This is a genomic window from Marinococcus luteus, assembly GCF_034497705.1.
GTDB lineage: Bacteria > Bacillota > Bacilli > Bacillales > Marinococcaceae > Marinococcus > Marinococcus luteus_A.
Genome location: NZ_JAXRUV010000007.1, coordinates 79,054 through 98,355 on the forward strand (window position 1 = coordinate 79,054; position 19,302 = coordinate 98,355).

Consider the following 19,302-nt stretch of genomic DNA (forward strand, 5'->3'; position numbering starts at 1 on the left):
CTCCTATTCAAAACGTACGCTTATATAGCTTTATGTTCTCTCTATTTTATCGGATTCCGACAGAAATTGTTGAAAAAAACATAAAAAAGCAGAGAAAAGGATTTGTCCCTTTCTCTGCGCACATTATTGTGCTTCTTTTTTTATTTCACTATTTATGGAAGAGGATGCTGTAATTCCCTGTTTTTGCGCCATTGCTTTGGCTGCTTTCGGTGCGAGCCAGAGCGTTGGCAGCAGAATAAGGGAGACGGGAACGGCGGTAACTACAATAAATGACTGCAGGGCGTCCACGCTGCCTTCACCGATAAACAACAGGCAGGCAGCCACGGCTCCCATAATAACCACCCAGAAAACACGAATGGCAGAATGCGGCTCTTCGCTGTCACTGACTACAATTGAAATCGTGTAGGACATAGAATCCGTCGTAGTCACAACAAAAAGAATAGTAACTAATAGAAAACAGAAAGCGATAAATGTTCCGAGCGGCAGCTGCTGCACGATTGCCATCATCGAAGCAGGCATGCCCGATTCAAACAGGGCATCTGAAACCGAGCCCGGGTTGTTTAATTCATAAAAGATGCCCGTGCCGCCAACGATGGTAAACCAGAAGTTTGTGACAAGAGGAGCGATAATAGCCACAGCGAGGATCAGCTGCCGGATCGTTCTTCCGCGGGAAATTCTCGTAATGAAAATGGCCATCATCGGTCCATAGCCTAAAAACCATCCCCAGAAAAAGATCGTCCATAAACCGAGCCACTCATTGTTTCCGCGAAAGCTGCTCATCTGTGCAAATTCCTGCGTATAAACCCCGAACGAAGAGATAAAGGCATCTAAAATGAAGCCACCCGGGCCAATAAGCAATATAAATAAAATCAGAACAATCGTAAACCATACATTGAACCGGCTCAAAAGCTGAATTCCTTTATGAATACCAGGAACGGCGGATATAGAAGCAACAGTTACAAGGCCGGCAATAATCATAAACTGTGTCGGATAATTGTTAGGGATCCCCATGAGGGTCTCAAAACCATAGCCTGCCTGGGTGCCTAAAAAGCCAATAGGACCGATCGTACCGGCAGCGACCGAAACGATTGAACACACGTCGACGACAGTACCAAGCGGACTGTGAACAGCGATTTTTTCGCCGAAGACCGGATAAAGAAGCGTCCGCGGACGAAGAGGCATGCCTTTATCATAATGAGCATGCATTAACACTATGGTACTAAGTGTTCCAAGGATAGCCCAGGCGAGAAATCCCCAGTGTAGAAAGCTTTGAGCGAGCGCGGGCTGTATTGCTTCGGAGGAACTGCTTTCCAACCCGGAGAATACCGGTGGAAGGTCCATAAAATGATAAATAGGCTCCGCGGCGGCCCAGAAAACCCCGCCGCCGGCCAGTAGGGTACACATAATGATGGAAAGCCATTTAAAATAGCTGAATTCCGGTTCTGCTAAATTGCCAAGGCGTACACGTCCGTATTTCGAAAAGCCGAGGTAGAGTCCGATGAAGAAAGTGGCAAGTAAAAGAATCTGCCAAAAAGCGCCAAAAAAGGCAACAGCCCAGTTAAAGGTGGTCGTGACAAACTGTCCGACAGCTCCTGCATTAATTAGAGAAAAAACAACAAATAAAATCAACAGTCCACCGCTTAGAAGCGTGACCGGCCAGTCATTGTTTTTCCAATGATTCGGGGGTTGTGAAGACACAAATATTCCTACTTTCTTTTATATATGTAGTAAAGGTTTATGCGGCAAGAGAAACGCCAGGGCAAGAAAATCGATTTTCAGCAGCCCGACACAAAGAACATATCATAGTAGAACCAGTTGATTTCGTCAATGAAAAAGCCTGTAAGCTTCTCGAAACCTGCAGGCTTTAAGGTAAAAGCCTTCTTCTTAAGAAAAAGCCTTCCTCTGTATTAATACAGAGGATATTTAACTAATAGATATTAGTTAAAAAAGAGAACTCATTTAAATAGGGCGTCGTGAACCTTTAATACAAAGGTAAATAAAAATTTCAAAAAATTATTATAAAACAGTTGACGAAAATTAAATACTGTTATAATATAGTCTCAACAAAACAAATTGTACTATAACAGAAAACGCAGCTGTATTTCAAATTTGTTTAATCTGAAGAAAAAGGAGAGAGACATATGATTCGTCAAGAAGATGTAAAGCAGATGGAAGAAGCCTGGGAGAACGAGGAACGGTGGAAAGGAATTACACGCCCGTATTCAGCAGAGGATGTATTGAAGCTTCGCGGTTCAATTAAAGTAGAGTATACACTCGCTGATATGGGGGCGAATCGTCTTTGGAATTTAATGCAGGAGGATCCGTTCGTACGGGCGCTTGGGGCACTTACCGGCAATCAGGCCGTGCAGCAGGTGAAAGCAGGATTGAAAGCGATTTATTTAAGCGGATGGCAGGTTGCCGCTGACGCCAACCTCTCTGGCCATATGTATCCAGATCAAAGCTTATATCCTGCCAACAGCGTTCCGCATGTAGTACAGCGTATCAACCAGGCGCTGCAGCGGGCCGATCAGATTGAGCATCTTGAAGGAAATGATGAAACAAACTTTTTTGCTCCAATCGTAGCCGATGGGGAAGCAGGCTTTGGCGGACGTCTGAACGTGTTCGAATTAACTAAATCGATGATCGAAGCGGGAGCCGCCGGTGTTCATTTTGAAGACCAGCTTGCCTCTGAAAAGAAATGCGGCCACCTGGGCGGAAAGGTATTGATACCAACGAGTACCGCTATCCAGAATCTCATTTCGGCAAGACTCGCAGCAGACGTAATGGGAGTGCCGACAATTATTGTAGCCAGAACCGATGCAAATGCGGCCGATCTGCTTACAAGTGATATTGACGCCTATGATCACTCATTTATCCGAAGCAACGAACGGACCGAGGAAGGCTTTTACCGTACAAATAACGGGCTGGACCAGGCGATTGCAAGAGGTCTTGCTTATGCACCGTACGCCGATCTTGTCTGGTGCGAAACCTCTGAACCAAACCTTGAGGAAGCACAAAAATTTGCAGATGCGATTCACGAAAAATTCCCGGGGAAAATGCTTGCCTATAACTGCTCGCCTTCCTTTAATTGGAAAGCGAAGCTGAATGACGAGGAAATTGAAACCTTCCAGGAACGGCTGGGTGAGATGGGATATAAGTTCCAATTTGTTACTCTGGCCGGCTTCCATGCTCTTAACAACAGCATGTTTGAACTCGCTGGCGGCTATAAGGAGCGCGGCATGGGTGCTTATTCCGAGCTTCAGCAAAAAGAATTTGCCAACGAAGACCATGGCTACACGGCAACGCGCCACCAGCGTGAGGTTGGTACAGGATACTTCGACCAGGTAGCAACTACCATCTCAAGCGGAAAATCATCCACAACAGCGATGAAGGGATCGACAGAATCAAGCCAGTTCAGCAGGTAAGTATTAAAAAATCATAAGGAGGTTTTTCCAATGAGAGAAACGACGATGGAGTATCAAAGCGAAATGCCGACAATGATTTGCAGCGACTGCGGCGGCGAAATGACAGAGCATCAGGAAACACCAATGATCCAGTGTGATCACTGCTTAAGTAAAACTGAAGAATAAAAGAAAAGATACGGCCGGTGCCCCGCGTTACAGCAGGGCACCGGCTTTTTTGCTGTATACATATGTAAAAGAAGTAATTGAAGGCGGGGACAAAAAAGAGCCTCAGGCTTTCCATAGAGTGGAAGGCCTGAGGCAGAGGGAAAGAAGTTATTTGGTCTCTGCTTTTAAACGATTCTTAGCTTCTCTGCGGCGTCTATGCAGGATAGGCTCGGTATAGCCGTTTGGCTGATTGTACCCATGGAACACCAGATCGCATGCGGCCTGAAAGGCGGTTGACTGTTCAAAATCCGGGCTCATCGGGCGGTATTCGGGGTCATGGGCATTTTGTTCATCCACAACAGCGGCCATTCGTTTGAATGTATCCATTACCTGCTGCCTGGAGCAAATGTGATGGTGAAGCCAGTTGGCAATATGCTGGCTGGAGATGCGAAGCGTTGCCCGGTCTTCCATAAGGGCGACATTGTTGATGTCGGGCACTTTAGAGCACCCGATGCCAAGCTCGACCCAGCGTACAACATATCCAAGAATGCCCTGAGCGTTATTATCGAGCTCTTCCTGTACCTCGGCGGATGACCAGTCGGCACTAGTGGCAGTGGGTATAGTTAAAATAGAATCAAGATGGGATTCAGATATCTGCTTTAAATCTTTTTGAACCTCCGGGACATCGACCTGGTGATAATGGAGAGCATGCAGCGTGGCGGCTGTTGGTGACGGCACCCAGGCGGTGGAAGCCCCGGCTTTTAACTGTCCGTCTTTCTGGTCCATCATCGCTGCCAGCTGCTCGGGCATCGCCCACATACCTTTACCGATCTGGGCACGCTGTTCGAAGCCGGTGGCAAGTCCAGTCTGTACGTTTGATTTTTCGTAGCTTTCGAGCCAGGCAGAGGTTTTCATTTCGCCTTTTCGGATCATTGGTCCTGCCTCCATGGAGGTGTGAATTTCATCCCCGGTCCGGTCTAGAAAGCCTGTGTTAATGAACATTACCCGGTCTTTTACTTCCTTGATGCATGCTTTCAGGTTAATCGTTGTTCTTCGTTCTTCGTCCATAACGCCTATTTTCAAGGTATGGCGTTCCAGGTGGAGCATGTCTTCAATACGGTCGAACAGTTTGTCTGCAAAGGCAGCTTCTTTGGAACCGTGCATTTTTGGCTTTACAATATAGATGGAACCTTCGCTGGAGTTCCTGTATTTTCCGTTCCCAAGCAGGTCATGTTTGGCGATAAGGCTTGTAATAACACCGTCCATAATACCTTCAGGAATTTCTTCTTCCTTTTCATTTAATATGGCGTCGGTTGTCATCAAATGACCGACGTTCCGGTTCAGCATCAGAGAACGGCCTGACAGAGTAAATTCTTCGCCTGCAGGAGACGTGTAGCTGCGGTCCGGATTCATAATGCGTGTCACTGTTTTATCGCCTTTTTGAAACTGGGCGTTGATATCTCCTTTAATGAGACCGAGCCAGTTACGGTAAACCAGTGTTTTATCTTCAGCATCTACAGCAGCTACAGAATCCTCGCAATCCATAATTGTCGTAAGTGCAGACTCGACGACTACATCCTTTACCCCGGCCGGATCGGTCCTGCCAATCGGGTGGCCGTAATCAATTTGAATTTCGATGTGCAGCCGGTGATGCTTTAAAAGAACAGCTACCGGTTGGGCACTCGCTCCCTGGTAACCTGAAAATTGTTCAGGGTATCGAAGCTGATCCTTGCTGCCATCCTGAAAAGAAACTTCGAGGCGGCCGTTTTCGATCGAGTAGCTGGTGGCGCTCTTGTGGGAATGGCTCTGCAGAGGAAAGTATTCATCTAAAAATTGTTTGGCATAAGCCACAACTTTTTCTCCGCGTACAGGGTTATAGGCTTTCTGCTGCTCAGCCCCACCTTCTTCATTGATGATATCGCTTCCATATAAAGAGTCGTAAAGACTCCCCCAACGGGCATTAGCAGCGTTAATGGCAAAGCGTTCGTTACTGATAGGCACAACAAGCTGCGGTCCAGCCTGCATGGATATTTCTTCGTCCGTTTGCTCAGTGGCAATTTGAAAATCATCCGGCCCTGGTTCAAGGTAGCCGATGCTTTCGAGAAATGTCCGGTACTGATCCGGATCCCATCGTGAATGAGCCTGGTGCCATTCGTGAATCTGATTCTGCAGGTTATCTCTCGTGTGCAGAAGAACTTCGTTTTCAGGAGTCAAATCGTGAACAATCTGTCCGAAGTCCTGCCAAAATTGTTTTTGTTCCAATCCGGAGCCGGGCAGCACTTCTTCGTTAATAAATTGATATAAAGAAGGGTGCACATGAAGGCTGCCTGCTGATCGATACGTCGTCATACTATTCCTCCTTCAAAGTAAGGGAACAGAAGAAGCTGCTCCCAGGATATAATACCATTGTATTATAACAGTTATACAAATATCAATACTGTTATATAAAATTTCAAACTTCGTCAAACGAAATTTTCTTTAGTATAGTGGAAGCATTGTGAATTAAAGTTAAGAAAGGAAGAGAAAATGACTCCGCAAATAGTGCAATTCCTCGTTACGGCTCACCTTTCATTGATAGTCCTCCTGCTCGTATTATTCGTTTCTGCGAATATTTTTTACCAGACGGGAAGAAACAAATTTGCTTTAGGATTACATTACACACTCCGGGGCGCATATTTGCCAGGACTAATCTCTGGTGGGCTGCTTATAGGGCTGACGCCAGATTTTCCGGCAATATTTTTAAAAGCTGCTTCAGGACTGTTAACTCTTATTTTTATGGAAATTCATCTCAATCATATTATTGGCAATGAACACCGCCCAAGGTTCGCTTTTCTAACGTATTTTATGATTGTGTTCACGATCGTATTAGGCGTAGTGTTTCCCGTGGGAATCTCCGTTATGGAGTAAAATCAGAAATGATCAGATCTTATGATGACACTTGAGAGTTGATAGCGAAATGAGGTGTACATGGGCAGCGAAACGGGATAGAATAACTAACGTATGCAGAAAATGTAAAATTGCATGCGAATGCGAGGTTATTTCAAGCAGAAAGGTGTTCCTTATATATGATTCAAAATCCTAAAGGAAAAGAGCGGATCGGTCTGGCGTTGATTCTTAGTATGCTTGCCATCCTTGGACCGCTCAATATTGATATGTACCTGCCAAGCTTCCCGGGAATAGCGGCAGATTTGAACGCCCGTGCTTCGATGGTGCAGCTTAGTTTAACTGCCTGTCTTGTAGGGCTTGCAGTTGGCCAGGTGATTGTCGGGCCGATTAGTGATGCGAAGGGAAGGAGAAAGCCGCTGCTGGTTTCTATCACGTTGTTTGCGGCTGCCTCGTTTATTTGTGCAATCGCACCGAATATATACATATTGATTGCTGCGAGGCTGCTGCAGGGTTTAACCGCTTCAGCCGGCATTGTTGTTTCACGGGCAGTGGTAAGGGATATTTTCAGCGGCAGGGAGCTGACAAAGTTTTTTTCCTTATTAATGGTTATTAACGCCATCGCCCCGATGGCAGCACCAATGATTGGGGGAGCTATTTTGCTTCTGCCATTTTCGGACTGGTCGACAATTTTTCTTTTTCTTGCGGTCGTTGGGCTTGCTATTGTCGTTACGATTGGATTTCGGCTCGAGGAGACCCTTCCGGAGGAAAGAAGGACGCCGAGTTCACTCAAATATACGATTCGCACCATTGGGGATTTGTGGAAGGATCGTTCTTTTATAGGCTATGCTTTAACGCTTGGTTTCGTGCATGGCGGCAGCTTTGCTTATGTTTCCGGCACTCCGTTTGTTTACCAGGAGATCTACGGCGTTTCTGCTCAGGTATTCAGTGTGTTATTTGGCATCAACGGTCTGGCGATTATCACCGGCAGCTTTTTAATTGGCCGGCTGGCAGGCATTATCGCTGAACGCAAACTGCTGCGCACGGCGGTGATCACGGCGGTAAGCGCGAGTACTTTTCTTCTTGTGATGACAATCATTGAAGGACCGCTTGCGCTGCTTGTCATTCCTATTTTCATTTATATGACAGCGATGGGCATGGTGCTGACAAGCTCGTTTACACTGGCGATTGCCAAACAGGGCCACCGGGCAGGGAGTGCAAGCGCGCTGCTCGGCATGCTTCCGCTCTTGATTGGCTCGATAGTTTCCCCGCTTGCCGGTATTGATGAAACAACGGCTGTTCCGATGGGATTTATTATGTTCATTACGACTGTCTTTGGATTGACCGCCTTCAGTACACTCAGTGAACGTCCGCAAAGAGAATAAAATTAAGCCGGCACGCTGTTTTATTTAGCGTGCCGGCTTTTTATATCAGGGATCTTTTAGGATTGAATGTTTTTTAATTTATCCGGTGTTACATCGTTACCTTCCGGGTCCTGCACGGTGGTGGTAAGCAGAGTCGCTTCCATCGATCCGCGGATCATCTGAAGGTACTCTTCACGAAGCTGCTTTTGCTCCTGCTGCTCTTGTACGGTCAGTCCCTGATTCACCTTTTTTCTCGCCAGTTCATTAATGCGAGGAAGCGTTGCGATCATGTGAATTCCCCTTTCTTTTTATACCCATACATGTATAAGGTATAAAAATAGTATAGCAGAAGCCTGCTGCATATGCAAGTCGGAGCAGCAGGCGGCCTTTAATGCTTCAATTCCTGAAATTTAGTGACGGCTTCCACACGGTTGCTTACTTCAAGCTTATCGAAAATAACTGATATATAGTTTCTTACAGTACCGTTGGTAAGGGAAAGCTGCCGAGCTATCGCTGTAGTGCTTTTCCCCTCTGCGATTAAAGCGAGCACTTCTTCTTCACGTTTAGTAAGTGCTGCGGCAGTGTTATAGGCAAGATCCACTAAATCAGGGGAATAGACTTTTCTGCCGCTCATAATAATGCGAATAGACTGGGCCAGCTCTTCACTCGGACTGTCCTTCAAAAGATAGCCGCTGATTCCCGCTTTTCGGGCTCGTTCAAAATAACCTGTGCGGGCGAAGGTGGTGAGAATGATAATTTTGCACGTGCTTTCCTTTAGTTCCTCTGCAGCCTCTAACCCGCTTTTTACTGGCATTTCAATATCCATGATGCATATATCCGGCTGTTCTTTATCAATAAGGCTCAAAGCCTCCTGCCCGTTCTCTGCTTTCCCCACTACTTCCATATCTTCCTCTAAATCAAGAAGAGAACCAAGCGCTCCTAAAAGCATCTGCTGATCCTCCACGATCACTATTCTTATCATTGCTGATGGCTCCTTCATTTAATTTGCTGAACCACGAGGGGGACTTGAATATCAAGCTTTGTACCTCCTGAAGAATAATAATTAAACTGGCCGTTGATGAACCCCAGGCGCTCCTTAATACCCTGCAGGCCGCTTTCGGACCAGGATTTCTGATCAGAGGACATGCCTTTGCCGTCATCCTCGACTGTAAGGGAAAGGCTGGTGGTTGATTGATCGATCGTAATATAACAGTTTGCTGCTTCACTGTGCTTGACAACGTTAGTCACGGCTTCCTTTAAACACATGCTGAGCACGTTCTCAATGAGAGGCGGAGCTTCGTTAAAGCTGGCGCTTCCCGTTACATGAAGAGTAATACCGGCGGCCTGAAGAATCTCTTCCACACGCAGGAGCTCGTCGTTCAGTTTTGCGCCTTTCATGTCTGAAACAAGCTCCCGCACTTCTTTTAATGCGGTGCGTGCAGTCTGATGAATGTCTGTTAATTCCGCCTGGGTCCGTTCAGGTTTAGTATCTATTAATTTTCCTGCGAGTTCACTTTTTAAACCAATCAGAGAGAGCTTCTGTCCAAGAGTATCATGCAGGTCTCTGGCAATCCGCTGCCGCTCTTCAAGAACCACGAGCTGGGAAATGCGTTGGTTAGCCTCGTGAAGCTCGGTTTCGAGCTTTTCACGCTTGTTCCGATTGTAGATGTTAAAAGGAAGAAGAATGACGCCGATAACACTGATCGCAATAAAGGGAAGCTGCATCATGAACAGTTCATTTTGAACGTAAAAACCTATAATAACAGCGGTCAGGGTAGTAATAAGGTGGAGAACGTATAAAGTGATGAAACCGGCTTTATGCTGGATATTACCGATAAAGAAAGCTAAAAACAGGGAAAAATAAACATAACCGAAATAAAGGGTCATTCCGATGCTGATCAACATTTCAATGCTCACAGATAAATAAACCGTCCAGCCCTTTTTAATGAAGGATAAACGGTAGGTCGTAAAGAACAGAAGAATCATAAAGACGCCGAGAGCGATTTCAAAATACGCAGCAGAGCGGATAATAAAATAAAATGGCAGCAAACAGAAAATAATCCAGGCATATAAGCTGAGTCCTGTACTTTTTGGAAATATATCGAACCAGTGATGCATAAACGGACTCCTTTTTCGTGAGGCGTATCACTTCTTTGTATTAAGTATAACAAACCCCTCTCTGTAACAGAGAAGGGTTTGTTTTTAAGATTTTTTATCGGATGGGGCGGGGGAAGATAAAGAATTCTTGGCCTGTCTTTTGCTTCGGATGTTTGCTTCCTTAAAGCTGACAAACGTTTTGTTTGTTTCATCGTACAAGCGGAACTTAATGGATGTGAGGCTTGTCCCAAGAGTAATCTTCGTAGCCTGCTGCAATGGTTCAATGTTTTCATGAGTTTTTGCCAAATTATAGTTTGGTACACGCGGGCTGAGGTGATGCACGTGATGGTAGCCGATATTGCCGGTAATCCACTGAAGCACCTTTGGAAGCTCGTAGTAAGAGCTGCCGTCTACTGCAGCTTTTACAAAGTCCCATTTGTCCTCGTTTTCAAAGTAGGAATCTTCAAACGTGTGTTGGACATAAAATAACCAGATGCCGAGAAACCCTGCTGTGAAAAGCATAGGAATCTGAATGGTGAAAAAGGCAGCCCAGCCGACAAGCCAGATTAACAAAGCGTAAATAACTACAATAGAAATATTGGTGAAGTAGGTGTTCAGGCGTTCTTTTCTTTTTGCATTTTTACGGTTGAAGCGGTTCTCCACGAGAAACAGGTAAAACGGGCCTAAAAAGAAAAGCACGAATGGGTTGCGGTACAGGCGGTAGCTGAGTCGGAGCCATTTGCTGGCGTTTTGGTATTCCTCGACGGTCATGACCCAAACATCTCCGGTGCCCCGTTTGTCGAGGTTGCCGCTTGTGGAGTGGTGCATCATATGGCTTCTTTTCCATTTTGCGTAAGAGAAGTGAGTAATGATTCCGGTTAACGTGCCAATCCGGTCATTCGCTTTACTGCTTTTGAAAAATGAACCGTGTGTGCAGTCGTGAAAGATGATGAACGTACGGACTACAAAGCCTCCGGCGATAATGGCGAGGGCAACAGTAATGAAAGGAGAGATAGAATAAACTGCGTACGCAAGCGCCCAAAGGGCTAAGAAAGGAAGGATGGAGTTGCATAGCTGAATAATGCTTGCTTTATGGTCAGAATGTGCGTAAGGGGCAGCACTTTTTTTCAATTGCATTTGTTCTTGTCTGCTCATGGCTAATCGCTCCCTGCTTTATGGGGTGTGTTTCTATTAATAGAATATAAAATTTTAACTTCGTCTGTAAGTCATAGACGTCAGGGAGAAAAAATGACAAATGTCATATACGGGCTGAATGAAGCGGGAGGAAATGAAATATGTATAAAATCGGCTATCACATATATGGTTTTGCTTTGCTTAAATTAGTGGCAGAGCAAAGCCTCTGAACATTTTAAGAGCTCAGAGGCTTGTGTTTTATAAAGCGTAGTTTGTCCTCAGTGCATGTGTCAGCTCAGAAACGATATCAATGTCTTTAAAGCTGATACCAAGCTGGACAGCCGTCTGTGCCATCTCCGGGCGCATGCCGCACAGCGTAGTCTCCACCCCGACCAGCTTCAAGGCGGTGGCAAGCTGCATGATGCGCTGAGCAACGAATGTGGTGATGTCACGAACGCCGGAAAGGTCAATATACAGACGCGTTAATTCGCTCTCAGTGCATTGCTTTAACGTATGCTCCACAATAACCTGTCCTCGCTGTTCATCGATATGGCCAATAAGTGGAAGGAGGCCGGTTTTCTTTTGAATCAAAATGATCGGGGAGGAAAGCTCCAGGATCATTGCCTCTTTCAACTGCATCTGTTCGTTCATATGATAAATGGCTTCTTTCATGAACGCCCGTCCGGCGTAATCGAAAGCCTGGAGTGCTTTGCGCTGCCAGTCGAGCACGTGATCGATGGGAATTGATTCCTCATATTGATGAACAAACAGGCGGATCTGTTCTAAAATGGCGTTGCGGTAATAAGTGAACTCTTCCTGAATGGTCAGCATTGGCTGCCACATTTCTTTATTTTCTTCCACAATGTCACTGATTTTTTTTTCAAAGTGCTCGTAAAACTGGGTTTCTTCCTCCCGAAATACATGAATAAGCTCCTGGGCAAAGACTTTTTTCATTTCTTCGAGCTTTTGACTTGTATAATCGTCGGAAGGGTGGTCGGGAAAAGAATCGGCAGACCATGTGCCGCGCATTGTATCTATATGTTCAATCAAATAATCGTATAAGGAGCCGTCAGCTTTTTCCTGATTAAATTGCACGGTCGTTTTCCTCCAAAATGAGAGTATGGTGCGGATTGGTCTAATTATAGAGCCTGGAAGGAAAAGTCACAAGTTTTTTATCTGTATTCATACCACATGATCCCCATCGTCTCAGCCCCGCCGTGAACACCGATTACCGGGCTGAGAGGGCAAAGGTGAGTCGTGAGGCCAGGGGAGAGGGCCTGCAGCTCTGTTTTCCATGTCTCTGCTTTTTCCTTCGTTGTCGTATAAATAATACTCATGTCCTCGACCTGATAGGAGGCTATGGCTTCTTTAGCAATTTGCAGCAGCCGGCTTTCCGCCCGTTTCCGGGTTCGGATCTTTTCAAAAGGAACAATCTGGCCACTATCAAAGGTAAGAAGAGGATGAATCTTCAAAAGCGTGCCAAGGATCAGCTTTCCGCGGGAGATCCTGCCCCCTTTATGTGCCTGCTCGAGGCTTCCGAGCAGCAGGTAGCCTCTGGCATGTCCTGCCATTTGTGTTAACCGCTGCTGTATTTCCTCCGGCGCTACGCCTTCGTCTGCTAATTGCGAGCCTCTCGTCAGCAGCGGGCGGATGCTGCCGGCCCCCATCTTCGAATCCACAGTGAAGAGCGGAAATCCGGTCATATCTGCTGCGAGCTGGGCTGTTTGAAGAGTACCGCTTAAATGACTGCTGATATGTATGGCAATTCCTACATCATAAGAATCCTTCAGCTGTTCAAACAGTTCGGAAAAACTGCCCACAGACGGCTGGCTGGTCGTAGGGAAAACTTCTTCATGCGGCAGCCGCTCATAAAATTCATCCGTTGTAATTTCAATATTTTCTTTATAGCTTTCATTTTCAAACACAACAGATAAGGGAACAATATGAATATTATATTTTGCAGCCGTTTCTGCATCGATAGAACTGGTGCTGTCTGTAATCCAGGCTATGCGCTGTGTCATCATCCACCTCTTTTTATGTTAATTTGACAACGTTTCCACTGTTCTTGAATATATTATACATATTCCTGTATAGGAATTCGAATGAAACCATGCAGGATTTATATAAAAACGAGGGTAAAGAAAAACATGTCCAGGCCCTCGCAGGTACCAGAACATGTTTTAGTTAAAAAGCAGGGCAATTAGAGAAAATCCGATTACGACGGTGAACAAAATCGTCATATGGTTCAGCGAAAAAATAAACATAGTAGTTGCCCATTTTTTGCTGTCCATGCGCCGGTAGCATATAAAGCTTGCTGCAAGCCAGGCTGCGCTTAATACGAAGGATACGCCAACGATAAAGCTGCTGACCGGAAGGAAAAGAAAGCTGGATAGTGTTAAAAGCACAAGGTATACGTTTGTCTGAATATAAGTCCGCCGGTTTCCTTTGATTACTGGAAGCATTGGGATATTTGCTGCTTTGTACTCGTCATGTCTGCGTATAGCGATGGCATAGAAGTGCGGCATTTGCCATAAAACCATAATAACGAAAAGACCGAGAGCAGCCGGGTGGAAAAAGTCGTTGGAAATAGCTGCCCAGCCGATAAGCGGGGGCACCGCTCCGGAAATACTCCCAATTTCTGTATTGTAGATCGTGCGCCGCTTGCTCCACATGGTATATGGAACAACATAAAAGAATAAGCCTGTGAAGCCGAAGAAGGCTGCGAGCGGTGAAGCCGCATATAAGAAGCCTAAGCCTGCAAGTGTCATAACGATTCCCAGTATAAGTGCATTTTTCAGCTGCATCCGGCCAGTCGCCGTAGGGCGGTTCTTCGTTCGGTCCATGATCTTATCGATGTCGCGGTCGTATAAGTTGTTAAACGTGCCGGCAGCTCCGATAACAAGACCCGAGCCAAGCGTGGCAAGGACTATCGCTCCGATCTTATCGGAAAAAGCGATGTTGTGAATATATAAAGCAAGGGTAATCCCTGCAAACATAACGATTAAATTGGATTTGATAATCCCGGTTTTAATCGTTTCCGCCAGTACTTTACGAAGTGCCTGTTTCGGGGCAGCGAGGGATCCTTGTTGAACCGTGCGTTCGATATTTTCCGATTTCATTTTATTCCCCCCAACCGTGTTCATCCGATACTAATGTATCACATATGTCGTGAAATTTAGAGATATTGACAAAAAAGTTCGCTATCTTGTCAATTGTTTGTGAACGATTCATGACAAATTATTATATATATATGTACTTCGTACTTTTAGCAAACAAAATTATACTCTCACATTAACTGCGTGTTGGCAAGTGTTACTTCCCGGCTTTCCCGGGTACAGGCGTCCATGAAAATGCCGTTGTGTGTGCTTATTCCGTGCCGGCCGTACAAAAGCCGTCCAGCAGAGGGACGGCATGAAGTATCAACTGCTTTTTGTTTTTAATTCATGGAGCATCTCATGCACGGCGTGAGCGACGCCGTGTTCAGTATTCGTTTTTGTAGAAAAACCGGTTGCCTCTTTAACCTCTGGAACGGCATTTCCCATGGCAACACTCCGGCCGGCCATTTGGAGCATATTTAAATCGTTAAAGTTATCCCCGAGAGCCATAACGTCTTCAAGGGAGATTCCGCGCCCGAGCGCGAACTCCTGAAGGGCAAAGCCTTTTTGGGCACGTACGTGATTTAATTCAAGGTTACCCATGCCCGAAGAAGTAAGAGCGAGCTCGTTATCATCCCGGAGCTCGTATTTCATCCGCTCGAGAACGGAAGCCTCTGAAGAAAAGGCGAGCATTTTATACACATCGAGGCCCTCGTAATCGAGTATTGAAAAGAAATCATCTGCGAACTGGAAATTTTCATCCTCAAGCCGGCGCTCAGCATACTGCTCTGCTGCAGCTGTCGTCAGCTCGGGGTGCGCGGTCTGCAGCATTCCCACAACGACACTCATATATGCTTCTCTTGAAGGGGCGAAAATTCCCTGGCTCGTAAACAGTTCAATATAAGAGCCGGCAGCGTGATGTACGGTTAAAATTCGTTCGCATGAGCTTTCTGTAATTGGGGCAGAGCGCTGTATTTCTTTCCGGTTTTTGTAGGTGACTGCTCCGTTCATGCTGATAATTGGGTAGGAAAGGCCGGCGGAAGCCAATGGTCTGTGTGCTGCTTCGTAGGTTCTCCCTGTGGCGATCACAATATCGATGCCGTGTGCCGAAGCAGCCTGAAGGGCTTCGGCGTTCTCTTTGCTGATTTCTCCGTTCTGATCCAGCAATGTGCCGTCCATATCCGTTGCAATTAGTTTCATTTCTTCTCCTCCGATATGCTCCAGGTCTGTTGATCCGTCTTCATTATTACCTTCTATTATCGAACAATTTATCTAAGTCATCAACTTTTTTGTTTTCAGCATGAAAGCTGAAACTATAAAAACATCGACAGCTTATCTTACAAGGTGATTGCACAACAGTGTAGGCGGTCAATCCGGATGAATATTTTATCTTTAAGTAAAGAAAATCCTCCATTTAATGAAGGAATTAAAAGGAAGAATTAAATGAAAAATTCATAAACAAAAGTGCGAAAACCGCATTATTCTTGTGAGTAAATCTAACAATAGCTTTCCTGAGCCCCGGAGAATAAAGAAAAATTTAGACGTTCGTTAAAAATATGAATCAGAAATGTAGGTATTTAGAACTTTTTTTAAAGATAAATTCATTAAAAAGTTTAGATGCGTGAAGTAAAAGGTAATTCCAACTAAAGAAGTTATTCAATTCAGATGAGAAAGCGAGTGTTTGTCATGATTCGTACAATTTTAATGGTTATTGGAGCTATTGTTGTGATTGGAGCAATTCTCTCCTTAATTTAAGAAGAAATTGCTCAAATGATTACATTAAAGACCCTCTCCAGCCCAGCGAATTCATGACTGTTTATTTCCAGCTATACATTGGAAAAGCATGAAGCCTTTGGCCGGATGAGGGTTTTTGCGTATAAATTAAATTTTCACATTAAGAAAGGTGAGATACAGTGACCGACGCTAAAGATAAAGTTACGTACGGATTGATGGCCGCTGGCAGCCTTATTGGCGGAGCGCTTCCTCTAATAACTAAAGGGACGAAAAATAAACTTCAATCCTCAGAAGAATCTTCTGGGGAAGAAAATACTGAGGAGCCAGCTGAAAACCAGGAAAAAGAAAAAAAGGCTCCCCAGCTCAAGCAGACAGCAAAAAAACCTGCGAATAAAGCAAAACAGGCGAAAGATAACGTAAAGGAATCGGGCAGACAACTGCAAGGCACCGTGGAAAATAAAAAGAAAAGCGCTGGAAATACCGCAAAAAATGCAGGCGAACAGGCGAAAGAAGCCGTTTCAGGAAAAGCTAAAGGAGCCAAACAGGCGGCTGATGCGAGCAAAGTTGTTTATAAAGGAAATAAAAAGGTTAAAGAAACTAAAGGCAGGATAAATGGAGTTAAAAATACTGTCGGCGAAAAAGTAGAAAAAACCGGCATGAAAATACAGGATCAAAAAAACGCCCAAAGCAATGTAAATAGAGCTGAAGAAGCAGCAGAGCAGCCAACGCAAGGAGCGGGCAGCGCTCCGAAAAAGGCAAAAAAGGTTTCTGAAAAAGCCGCACGCCGGCTGACGGATGCGACAGGTCTTGAACAGAGCGCGGCTTCAGCAGAGCCGGGTGTAGAAAATGCAGAAGAGTCAACGCTAACGCAGGAACTTGAGCGCCGCCCGGAAGAAATGAACGAAGCTGAAGTGGATGCTTACCAATCCAGCAGTCAAAATGGAAGTAAAATGAACCACAGCCTGACCGACGTAATGGATACCGTGAACGATTTCTTTAAAAACTATGTAGCCGAGCCACAGCGGATTACTTCTACGGAAAAGCAGGAGGACCACTGGCTAGTAGAAATCGAAGCGTTGAATAAAGAAGGCAGAAGGTCGAAAAAAGAAACTTATCAGGTGCAGATAGATGATCATTTAGAGGTGACCTCCTATAAGCGGGTAGATGGAAATAAATAATGCTTCGGTTTGAGGAGACCAAATTATGGCAAAAAAGATTTTATTAACTGAAGGCGGAAAATATGTCGATGGTTCAAAGCCAAAGGTAAGAAAAACGTTCTCCGTTCCAGACGAAGCCTGGAAGAAAACTCATTTTTCTTCTTATTCCAAATCAGAATCATCCGATGATAAGGCATCCAGGAAGCAATCCACTGATGAAGAAAAGAATTCCCAGGATGAAGAGTCATTTTTAGATAGGGTGAAAGACAGCGGTCAAAAAGCTGCTAAATGGGTTTCCTTTAAAAAAACGAAGGAATACCTTGATGATCAGACAGAGGATACATTCATTGAGCCGATTAAAGACACCGCAGAAGAAATCTCTGACTTGAACCCTGTGGAAACTACGAAAAATATGATCCAGGGAAATGCCAAAGAAGAATTAATGGAAACAGCTACAGAAGGGTTGAAAAATAACCCTCAGGCTGCGAATGCCGTAGCTGCAGCTTATATGGGAAAAAAGTTTTTTAACACCCTGGAGAGCGCCCGTCTGGCAAAAGAACATGCGCAGGAAAAAGTGCAGGAAACAAAGAAGGCACTGGAAGGAAAAGGAGAAGAAGCCCAGGAAAAACTGCAGAACGCTGTGGAGCAGGCTAAAGAAAAAGGGCAGGAAGCCCAGGAAAAACTGGGTGAAGCTACAGGAGAGCTGCAGGATAACGTTCAGGGCGACTCCAATAAGTCCGGGAAAGGGGGCGGTAAAATCCTTCGATCGCTGCCCGAAAAAGGTTTAAGCGATCTAAAGGGAATGGAAGACATCAAGGGACCGTCGAACATCAAGACTTACAGCGAGTCCAGGTTAAGAAGCTATGACGAGGTCAAGGGCGTTGATGATATTAAGGGCATAAGCGAACTGAAAGGCTTATCTGACATCAAGAGCTACAAGGAATCGAAGCTGAAAAGCTACGATGACATCAAAGGCATCAGTGCCATTAAAGGAACAGAAAATATTAAGCATTATGATTAAGGAGTGAAAGATTATGGCAACAATTGAAAAAAGCACAGATTCTTCCAGCTTGGCAGAGGTTATTGACCGGATACTAGATAAAGGTATTGTTATCGACCTGTACGCTCGTATTTCTGTTGTAGGAATTGAACTGATTACAATTGAAGCACGTATTGTTATTGCAAGTGTTGACACTTGGCTCCGTTACGCTGAAGCAGTCGGACTGCTCCGCGACGATGTCCAGGGCGAAATCGATGAAGATGCAGACTCTAATGAGCGTGCCGGGCAGTTAAACTTTGCTTAAATTTCTCTAATCCCGTCATGCGTATGACTGCATGGCGGGATATATTTCTATTGTAAGAAGAAAGCGGGGACAACTATGAAGGAAGTAATGAAATCACTGAACGATTTTTTTGAGGAAAATTTAAAACCTCCGTTTCGAATTACTTCAGTTTCCGAAGAAGAGTACGGCTGGTTTGCAGAAGTAGAAGTTATCGAGGAAGACGAGTATATGCAGAAGTACGGACATGACCAGCTTCTGGGTGTCTATGAAGTAAAGCTGAACAACAATCAGCAGGTAGGATCGTTTGAGCGTGTAAATTTAAGACCGAGAAGTGCCCACGTTGAAACGGCAGAAAGGAGATAGGTATCGATGGCGGCCAAACAATCAACGACAAAATCAAAAGAAACTACCGAAGAGAACCAGGAAACGAAAACCAGCAAAAGCGGCTCGTATAAACCTTTCTCCTCTAAAGAAGAAGGAGAAGAGCAGCCGAAAGAGCAGATTAAAGGCCCGGCGAAATCAGGTTCTTCGAGTGAAACTTCAGAGAAATCATCCGGACAGAACGAAAAAACGGACGATAAAGGAGAAAGTGACGAAGTGAATAATACCACGACCGCCAATAAAAAAAATACAACTAAATCCAAAAAGACGAAAGAAGAATCTGCGGAAGAAGCAGAACAACAGGAAAACTCAGGCGAAGATTCATTTTCGCCTATTGAAAGTGATATGTTTGAAACGGTCCGTTCGTTTTTCGAAGAAACGATGAACTCACCTGTCCGTATCACGGCTATTATGGACGCGGGAGATGGCTGGAATATTGAAGTAGAACTAGTAGAGGAAAAAGAGTATACGCAAAAATATGGAAGAGACCAGCTTATTGGAATTTATGAAGCCACGATGAACAAGGATCAAAAAATAACTTCCTATCAAAGGATGAATACTCGTCCGAGAAGTACTCCTTTTGAGAAAAAAGAGAGGTAAAAAAT

At 45.0% G+C, this 19,302-nt stretch carries 19 protein-coding genes; 9 read left to right on the forward strand and 10 right to left on the reverse strand.

Annotated features, from left to right (window positions below):
* Positions 1-123 precede the first annotated feature (123 nt).
* Positions 124-1,698 (reverse strand): BCCT family transporter, encoded by a 1,575-nt coding sequence (locus Q9M42_RS11715; RefSeq protein WP_322526651.1) that lies wholly within the window; start codon positions 1,696-1,698, stop codon positions 124-126.
* Positions 1,699-2,141: 443 nt separating this feature from the next.
* On the opposite strand from Q9M42_RS11715, the gene aceA reads away from it, so the two are divergent.
* Positions 2,142-3,425: an isocitrate lyase gene (aceA, locus tag Q9M42_RS11720; protein ID WP_322526652.1), complete on the forward strand. Its 1,284-nt coding sequence runs from the start codon at positions 2,142-2,144 to the stop codon at positions 3,423-3,425.
* 30 nt (positions 3,426-3,455) lie between these two features.
* Positions 3,456-3,590 (forward strand): YhfH family protein, encoded by a 135-nt coding sequence (locus Q9M42_RS11725; RefSeq protein WP_143030971.1) that lies wholly within the window; start codon positions 3,456-3,458, stop codon positions 3,588-3,590.
* Between the two features lie 147 nt (positions 3,591-3,737).
* Here the strand turns inward: Q9M42_RS11725 and Q9M42_RS11730 are convergent, their stop codons facing one another.
* Positions 3,738-5,918, reverse strand: a complete 2,181-nt coding sequence (locus Q9M42_RS11730; RefSeq protein WP_322526653.1) for a malate synthase G — start codon at positions 5,916-5,918, stop codon at positions 3,738-3,740.
* A 177-nt stretch (positions 5,919-6,095) separates the two neighbouring features.
* Between Q9M42_RS11730 and Q9M42_RS15550 the strand changes: the two genes are divergently transcribed.
* Both Q9M42_RS15550 and Q9M42_RS11735 read left to right on the forward strand, forming a co-directional pair.
* Entirely contained in the window at positions 6,096-6,476 is a 381-nt protein-coding gene (locus tag Q9M42_RS15550; protein WP_369698795.1) for a DUF1516 family protein, read from the forward strand.
* A 158-nt stretch (positions 6,477-6,634) separates the two neighbouring features.
* Complete coding sequence (locus tag Q9M42_RS11735; protein WP_322526654.1) at positions 6,635-7,837, forward strand: Bcr/CflA family efflux MFS transporter; 1,203 nt, start codon at positions 6,635-6,637, stop codon at positions 7,835-7,837.
* Positions 7,838-7,893: 56 nt separating this feature from the next.
* Here Q9M42_RS11735 and Q9M42_RS11740 read toward each other — a convergent pair whose 3' ends face one another.
* From Q9M42_RS11740 to Q9M42_RS11775, 8 genes are all read right to left on the reverse strand, one after another.
* Positions 7,894-8,106 carry a DUF896 domain-containing protein gene (locus Q9M42_RS11740; RefSeq protein WP_322526655.1) on the reverse strand — a complete coding sequence of 71 codons (213 nt, stop codon included), beginning with the start codon at positions 8,104-8,106 and terminating at the stop codon, positions 7,894-7,896.
* 98 nt (positions 8,107-8,204) lie between these two features.
* Positions 8,205-8,798: a response regulator transcription factor gene (locus Q9M42_RS11745; protein WP_322526656.1), complete on the reverse strand. Its 594-nt coding sequence runs from the start codon at positions 8,796-8,798 to the stop codon at positions 8,205-8,207.
* Positions 8,799-8,812: 14 nt separating this feature from the next.
* Positions 8,813-9,934, reverse strand: a complete 1,122-nt coding sequence (locus Q9M42_RS11750; protein WP_322526657.1) for a sensor histidine kinase — start codon at positions 9,932-9,934, stop codon at positions 8,813-8,815.
* A gap of 84 nt (positions 9,935-10,018) precedes the next feature.
* Positions 10,019-11,068, reverse strand: coding sequence for a fatty acid desaturase (locus Q9M42_RS11755; protein ID WP_322526658.1), 1,050 nt, complete (start codon positions 11,066-11,068; stop codon positions 10,019-10,021).
* A gap of 237 nt (positions 11,069-11,305) precedes the next feature.
* A complete protein-coding gene (locus tag Q9M42_RS11760; RefSeq protein ID WP_322526659.1) occupies positions 11,306-12,142 on the reverse strand; it encodes an STAS domain-containing protein in 837 nt (278 codons plus the stop codon).
* A gap of 77 nt (positions 12,143-12,219) precedes the next feature.
* Entirely contained in the window at positions 12,220-13,068 is an 849-nt protein-coding gene (locus tag Q9M42_RS11765) for a DegV family protein (RefSeq protein WP_322526660.1), read from the reverse strand.
* A 159-nt stretch (positions 13,069-13,227) separates the two neighbouring features.
* Positions 13,228-14,166 (reverse strand): heme o synthase, encoded by a 939-nt coding sequence (gene cyoE / locus Q9M42_RS11770; RefSeq protein ID WP_322526661.1) that lies wholly within the window; start codon positions 14,164-14,166, stop codon positions 13,228-13,230.
* A gap of 300 nt (positions 14,167-14,466) precedes the next feature.
* On the reverse strand, positions 14,467-15,342 hold the full coding sequence (locus Q9M42_RS11775) for a Cof-type HAD-IIB family hydrolase (protein WP_322526662.1): 876 nt from the start codon (positions 15,340-15,342) through the stop codon (positions 14,467-14,469).
* Positions 15,343-16,055: 713 nt separating this feature from the next.
* Here Q9M42_RS11775 and Q9M42_RS11780 point away from each other — a divergent pair.
* Genes Q9M42_RS11780 through Q9M42_RS11800 form a run of 5 tightly spaced genes read left to right on the forward strand, consistent with a single transcriptional unit; the run spans position 16,056 to position 19,297 of the window.
* Positions 16,056-17,054: a hypothetical protein gene (locus Q9M42_RS11780; protein WP_322526663.1), complete on the forward strand. Its 999-nt coding sequence runs from the start codon at positions 16,056-16,058 to the stop codon at positions 17,052-17,054.
* Between the two features lie 25 nt (positions 17,055-17,079).
* Positions 17,080-18,054 (forward strand): hypothetical protein, encoded by a 975-nt coding sequence (locus tag Q9M42_RS11785; protein WP_322526664.1) that lies wholly within the window; start codon positions 17,080-17,082, stop codon positions 18,052-18,054.
* 13 nt (positions 18,055-18,067) lie between these two features.
* Complete coding sequence (gene gvpA / locus Q9M42_RS11790; RefSeq protein WP_022794406.1) at positions 18,068-18,337, forward strand: gas vesicle structural protein GvpA; 270 nt, start codon at positions 18,068-18,070, stop codon at positions 18,335-18,337.
* Between the two features lie 39 nt (positions 18,338-18,376).
* A complete protein-coding gene (gene gvpO, locus Q9M42_RS11795) occupies positions 18,377-18,679 on the forward strand; it encodes a gas vesicle protein GvpO (RefSeq protein WP_322526744.1) in 303 nt (100 codons plus the stop codon).
* 6 nt (positions 18,680-18,685) lie between these two features.
* Complete coding sequence (locus tag Q9M42_RS11800; RefSeq protein ID WP_322526665.1) at positions 18,686-19,297, forward strand: gas vesicle protein GvpO; 612 nt, start codon at positions 18,686-18,688, stop codon at positions 19,295-19,297.
* Positions 19,298-19,302 lie beyond the last annotated feature (5 nt).

What these genes read in the sequence shown, in the direction of transcription:
- aceA (WP_322526652.1), top strand. Translation starts at nt 2,142, where the DNA reads ATGATTCGTCAAGAAGATGTAAAGCAGATGGAAGAAGCCTGGGAGAAC.
- Q9M42_RS11725 (WP_143030971.1), top strand. Translation starts at nt 3,456, where the DNA reads ATGAGAGAAACGACGATGGAGTATCAAAGCGAAATGCCGACAATGATT.
- Q9M42_RS11730 (WP_322526653.1), bottom strand. Translation starts at nt 5,918, where the DNA reads ATGACGACGTATCGATCAGCAGGCAGCCTTCATGTGCACCCTTCTTTA.
- Q9M42_RS15550 (WP_369698795.1), top strand. Translation starts at nt 6,096, where the DNA reads ATGACTCCGCAAATAGTGCAATTCCTCGTTACGGCTCACCTTTCATTG.
- Q9M42_RS11735 (WP_322526654.1), top strand. Translation starts at nt 6,635, where the DNA reads ATGATTCAAAATCCTAAAGGAAAAGAGCGGATCGGTCTGGCGTTGATT.
- Q9M42_RS11740 (WP_322526655.1), bottom strand. Translation starts at nt 8,106, where the DNA reads ATGATCGCAACGCTTCCTCGCATTAATGAACTGGCGAGAAAAAAGGTG.
- Q9M42_RS11745 (WP_322526656.1), bottom strand. Translation starts at nt 8,798, where the DNA reads ATGATAAGAATAGTGATCGTGGAGGATCAGCAGATGCTTTTAGGAGCG.
- Q9M42_RS11750 (WP_322526657.1), bottom strand. Translation starts at nt 9,934, where the DNA reads ATGCATCACTGGTTCGATATATTTCCAAAAAGTACAGGACTCAGCTTA.
- Q9M42_RS11755 (WP_322526658.1), bottom strand. Translation starts at nt 11,068, where the DNA reads ATGAGCAGACAAGAACAAATGCAATTGAAAAAAAGTGCTGCCCCTTAC.
- Q9M42_RS11765 (WP_322526660.1), bottom strand. Translation starts at nt 13,068, where the DNA reads ATGACACAGCGCATAGCCTGGATTACAGACAGCACCAGTTCTATCGAT.
- cyoE (WP_322526661.1), bottom strand. Translation starts at nt 14,166, where the DNA reads ATGAAATCGGAAAATATCGAACGCACGGTTCAACAAGGATCCCTCGCT.
- Q9M42_RS11775 (WP_322526662.1), bottom strand. Translation starts at nt 15,342, where the DNA reads ATGAAACTAATTGCAACGGATATGGACGGCACATTGCTGGATCAGAAC.
- Q9M42_RS11785 (WP_322526664.1), top strand. Translation starts at nt 17,080, where the DNA reads ATGGCAAAAAAGATTTTATTAACTGAAGGCGGAAAATATGTCGATGGT.
- gvpA (WP_022794406.1), top strand. Translation starts at nt 18,068, where the DNA reads ATGGCAACAATTGAAAAAAGCACAGATTCTTCCAGCTTGGCAGAGGTT.
- Q9M42_RS11800 (WP_322526665.1), top strand. Translation starts at nt 18,686, where the DNA reads ATGGCGGCCAAACAATCAACGACAAAATCAAAAGAAACTACCGAAGAG.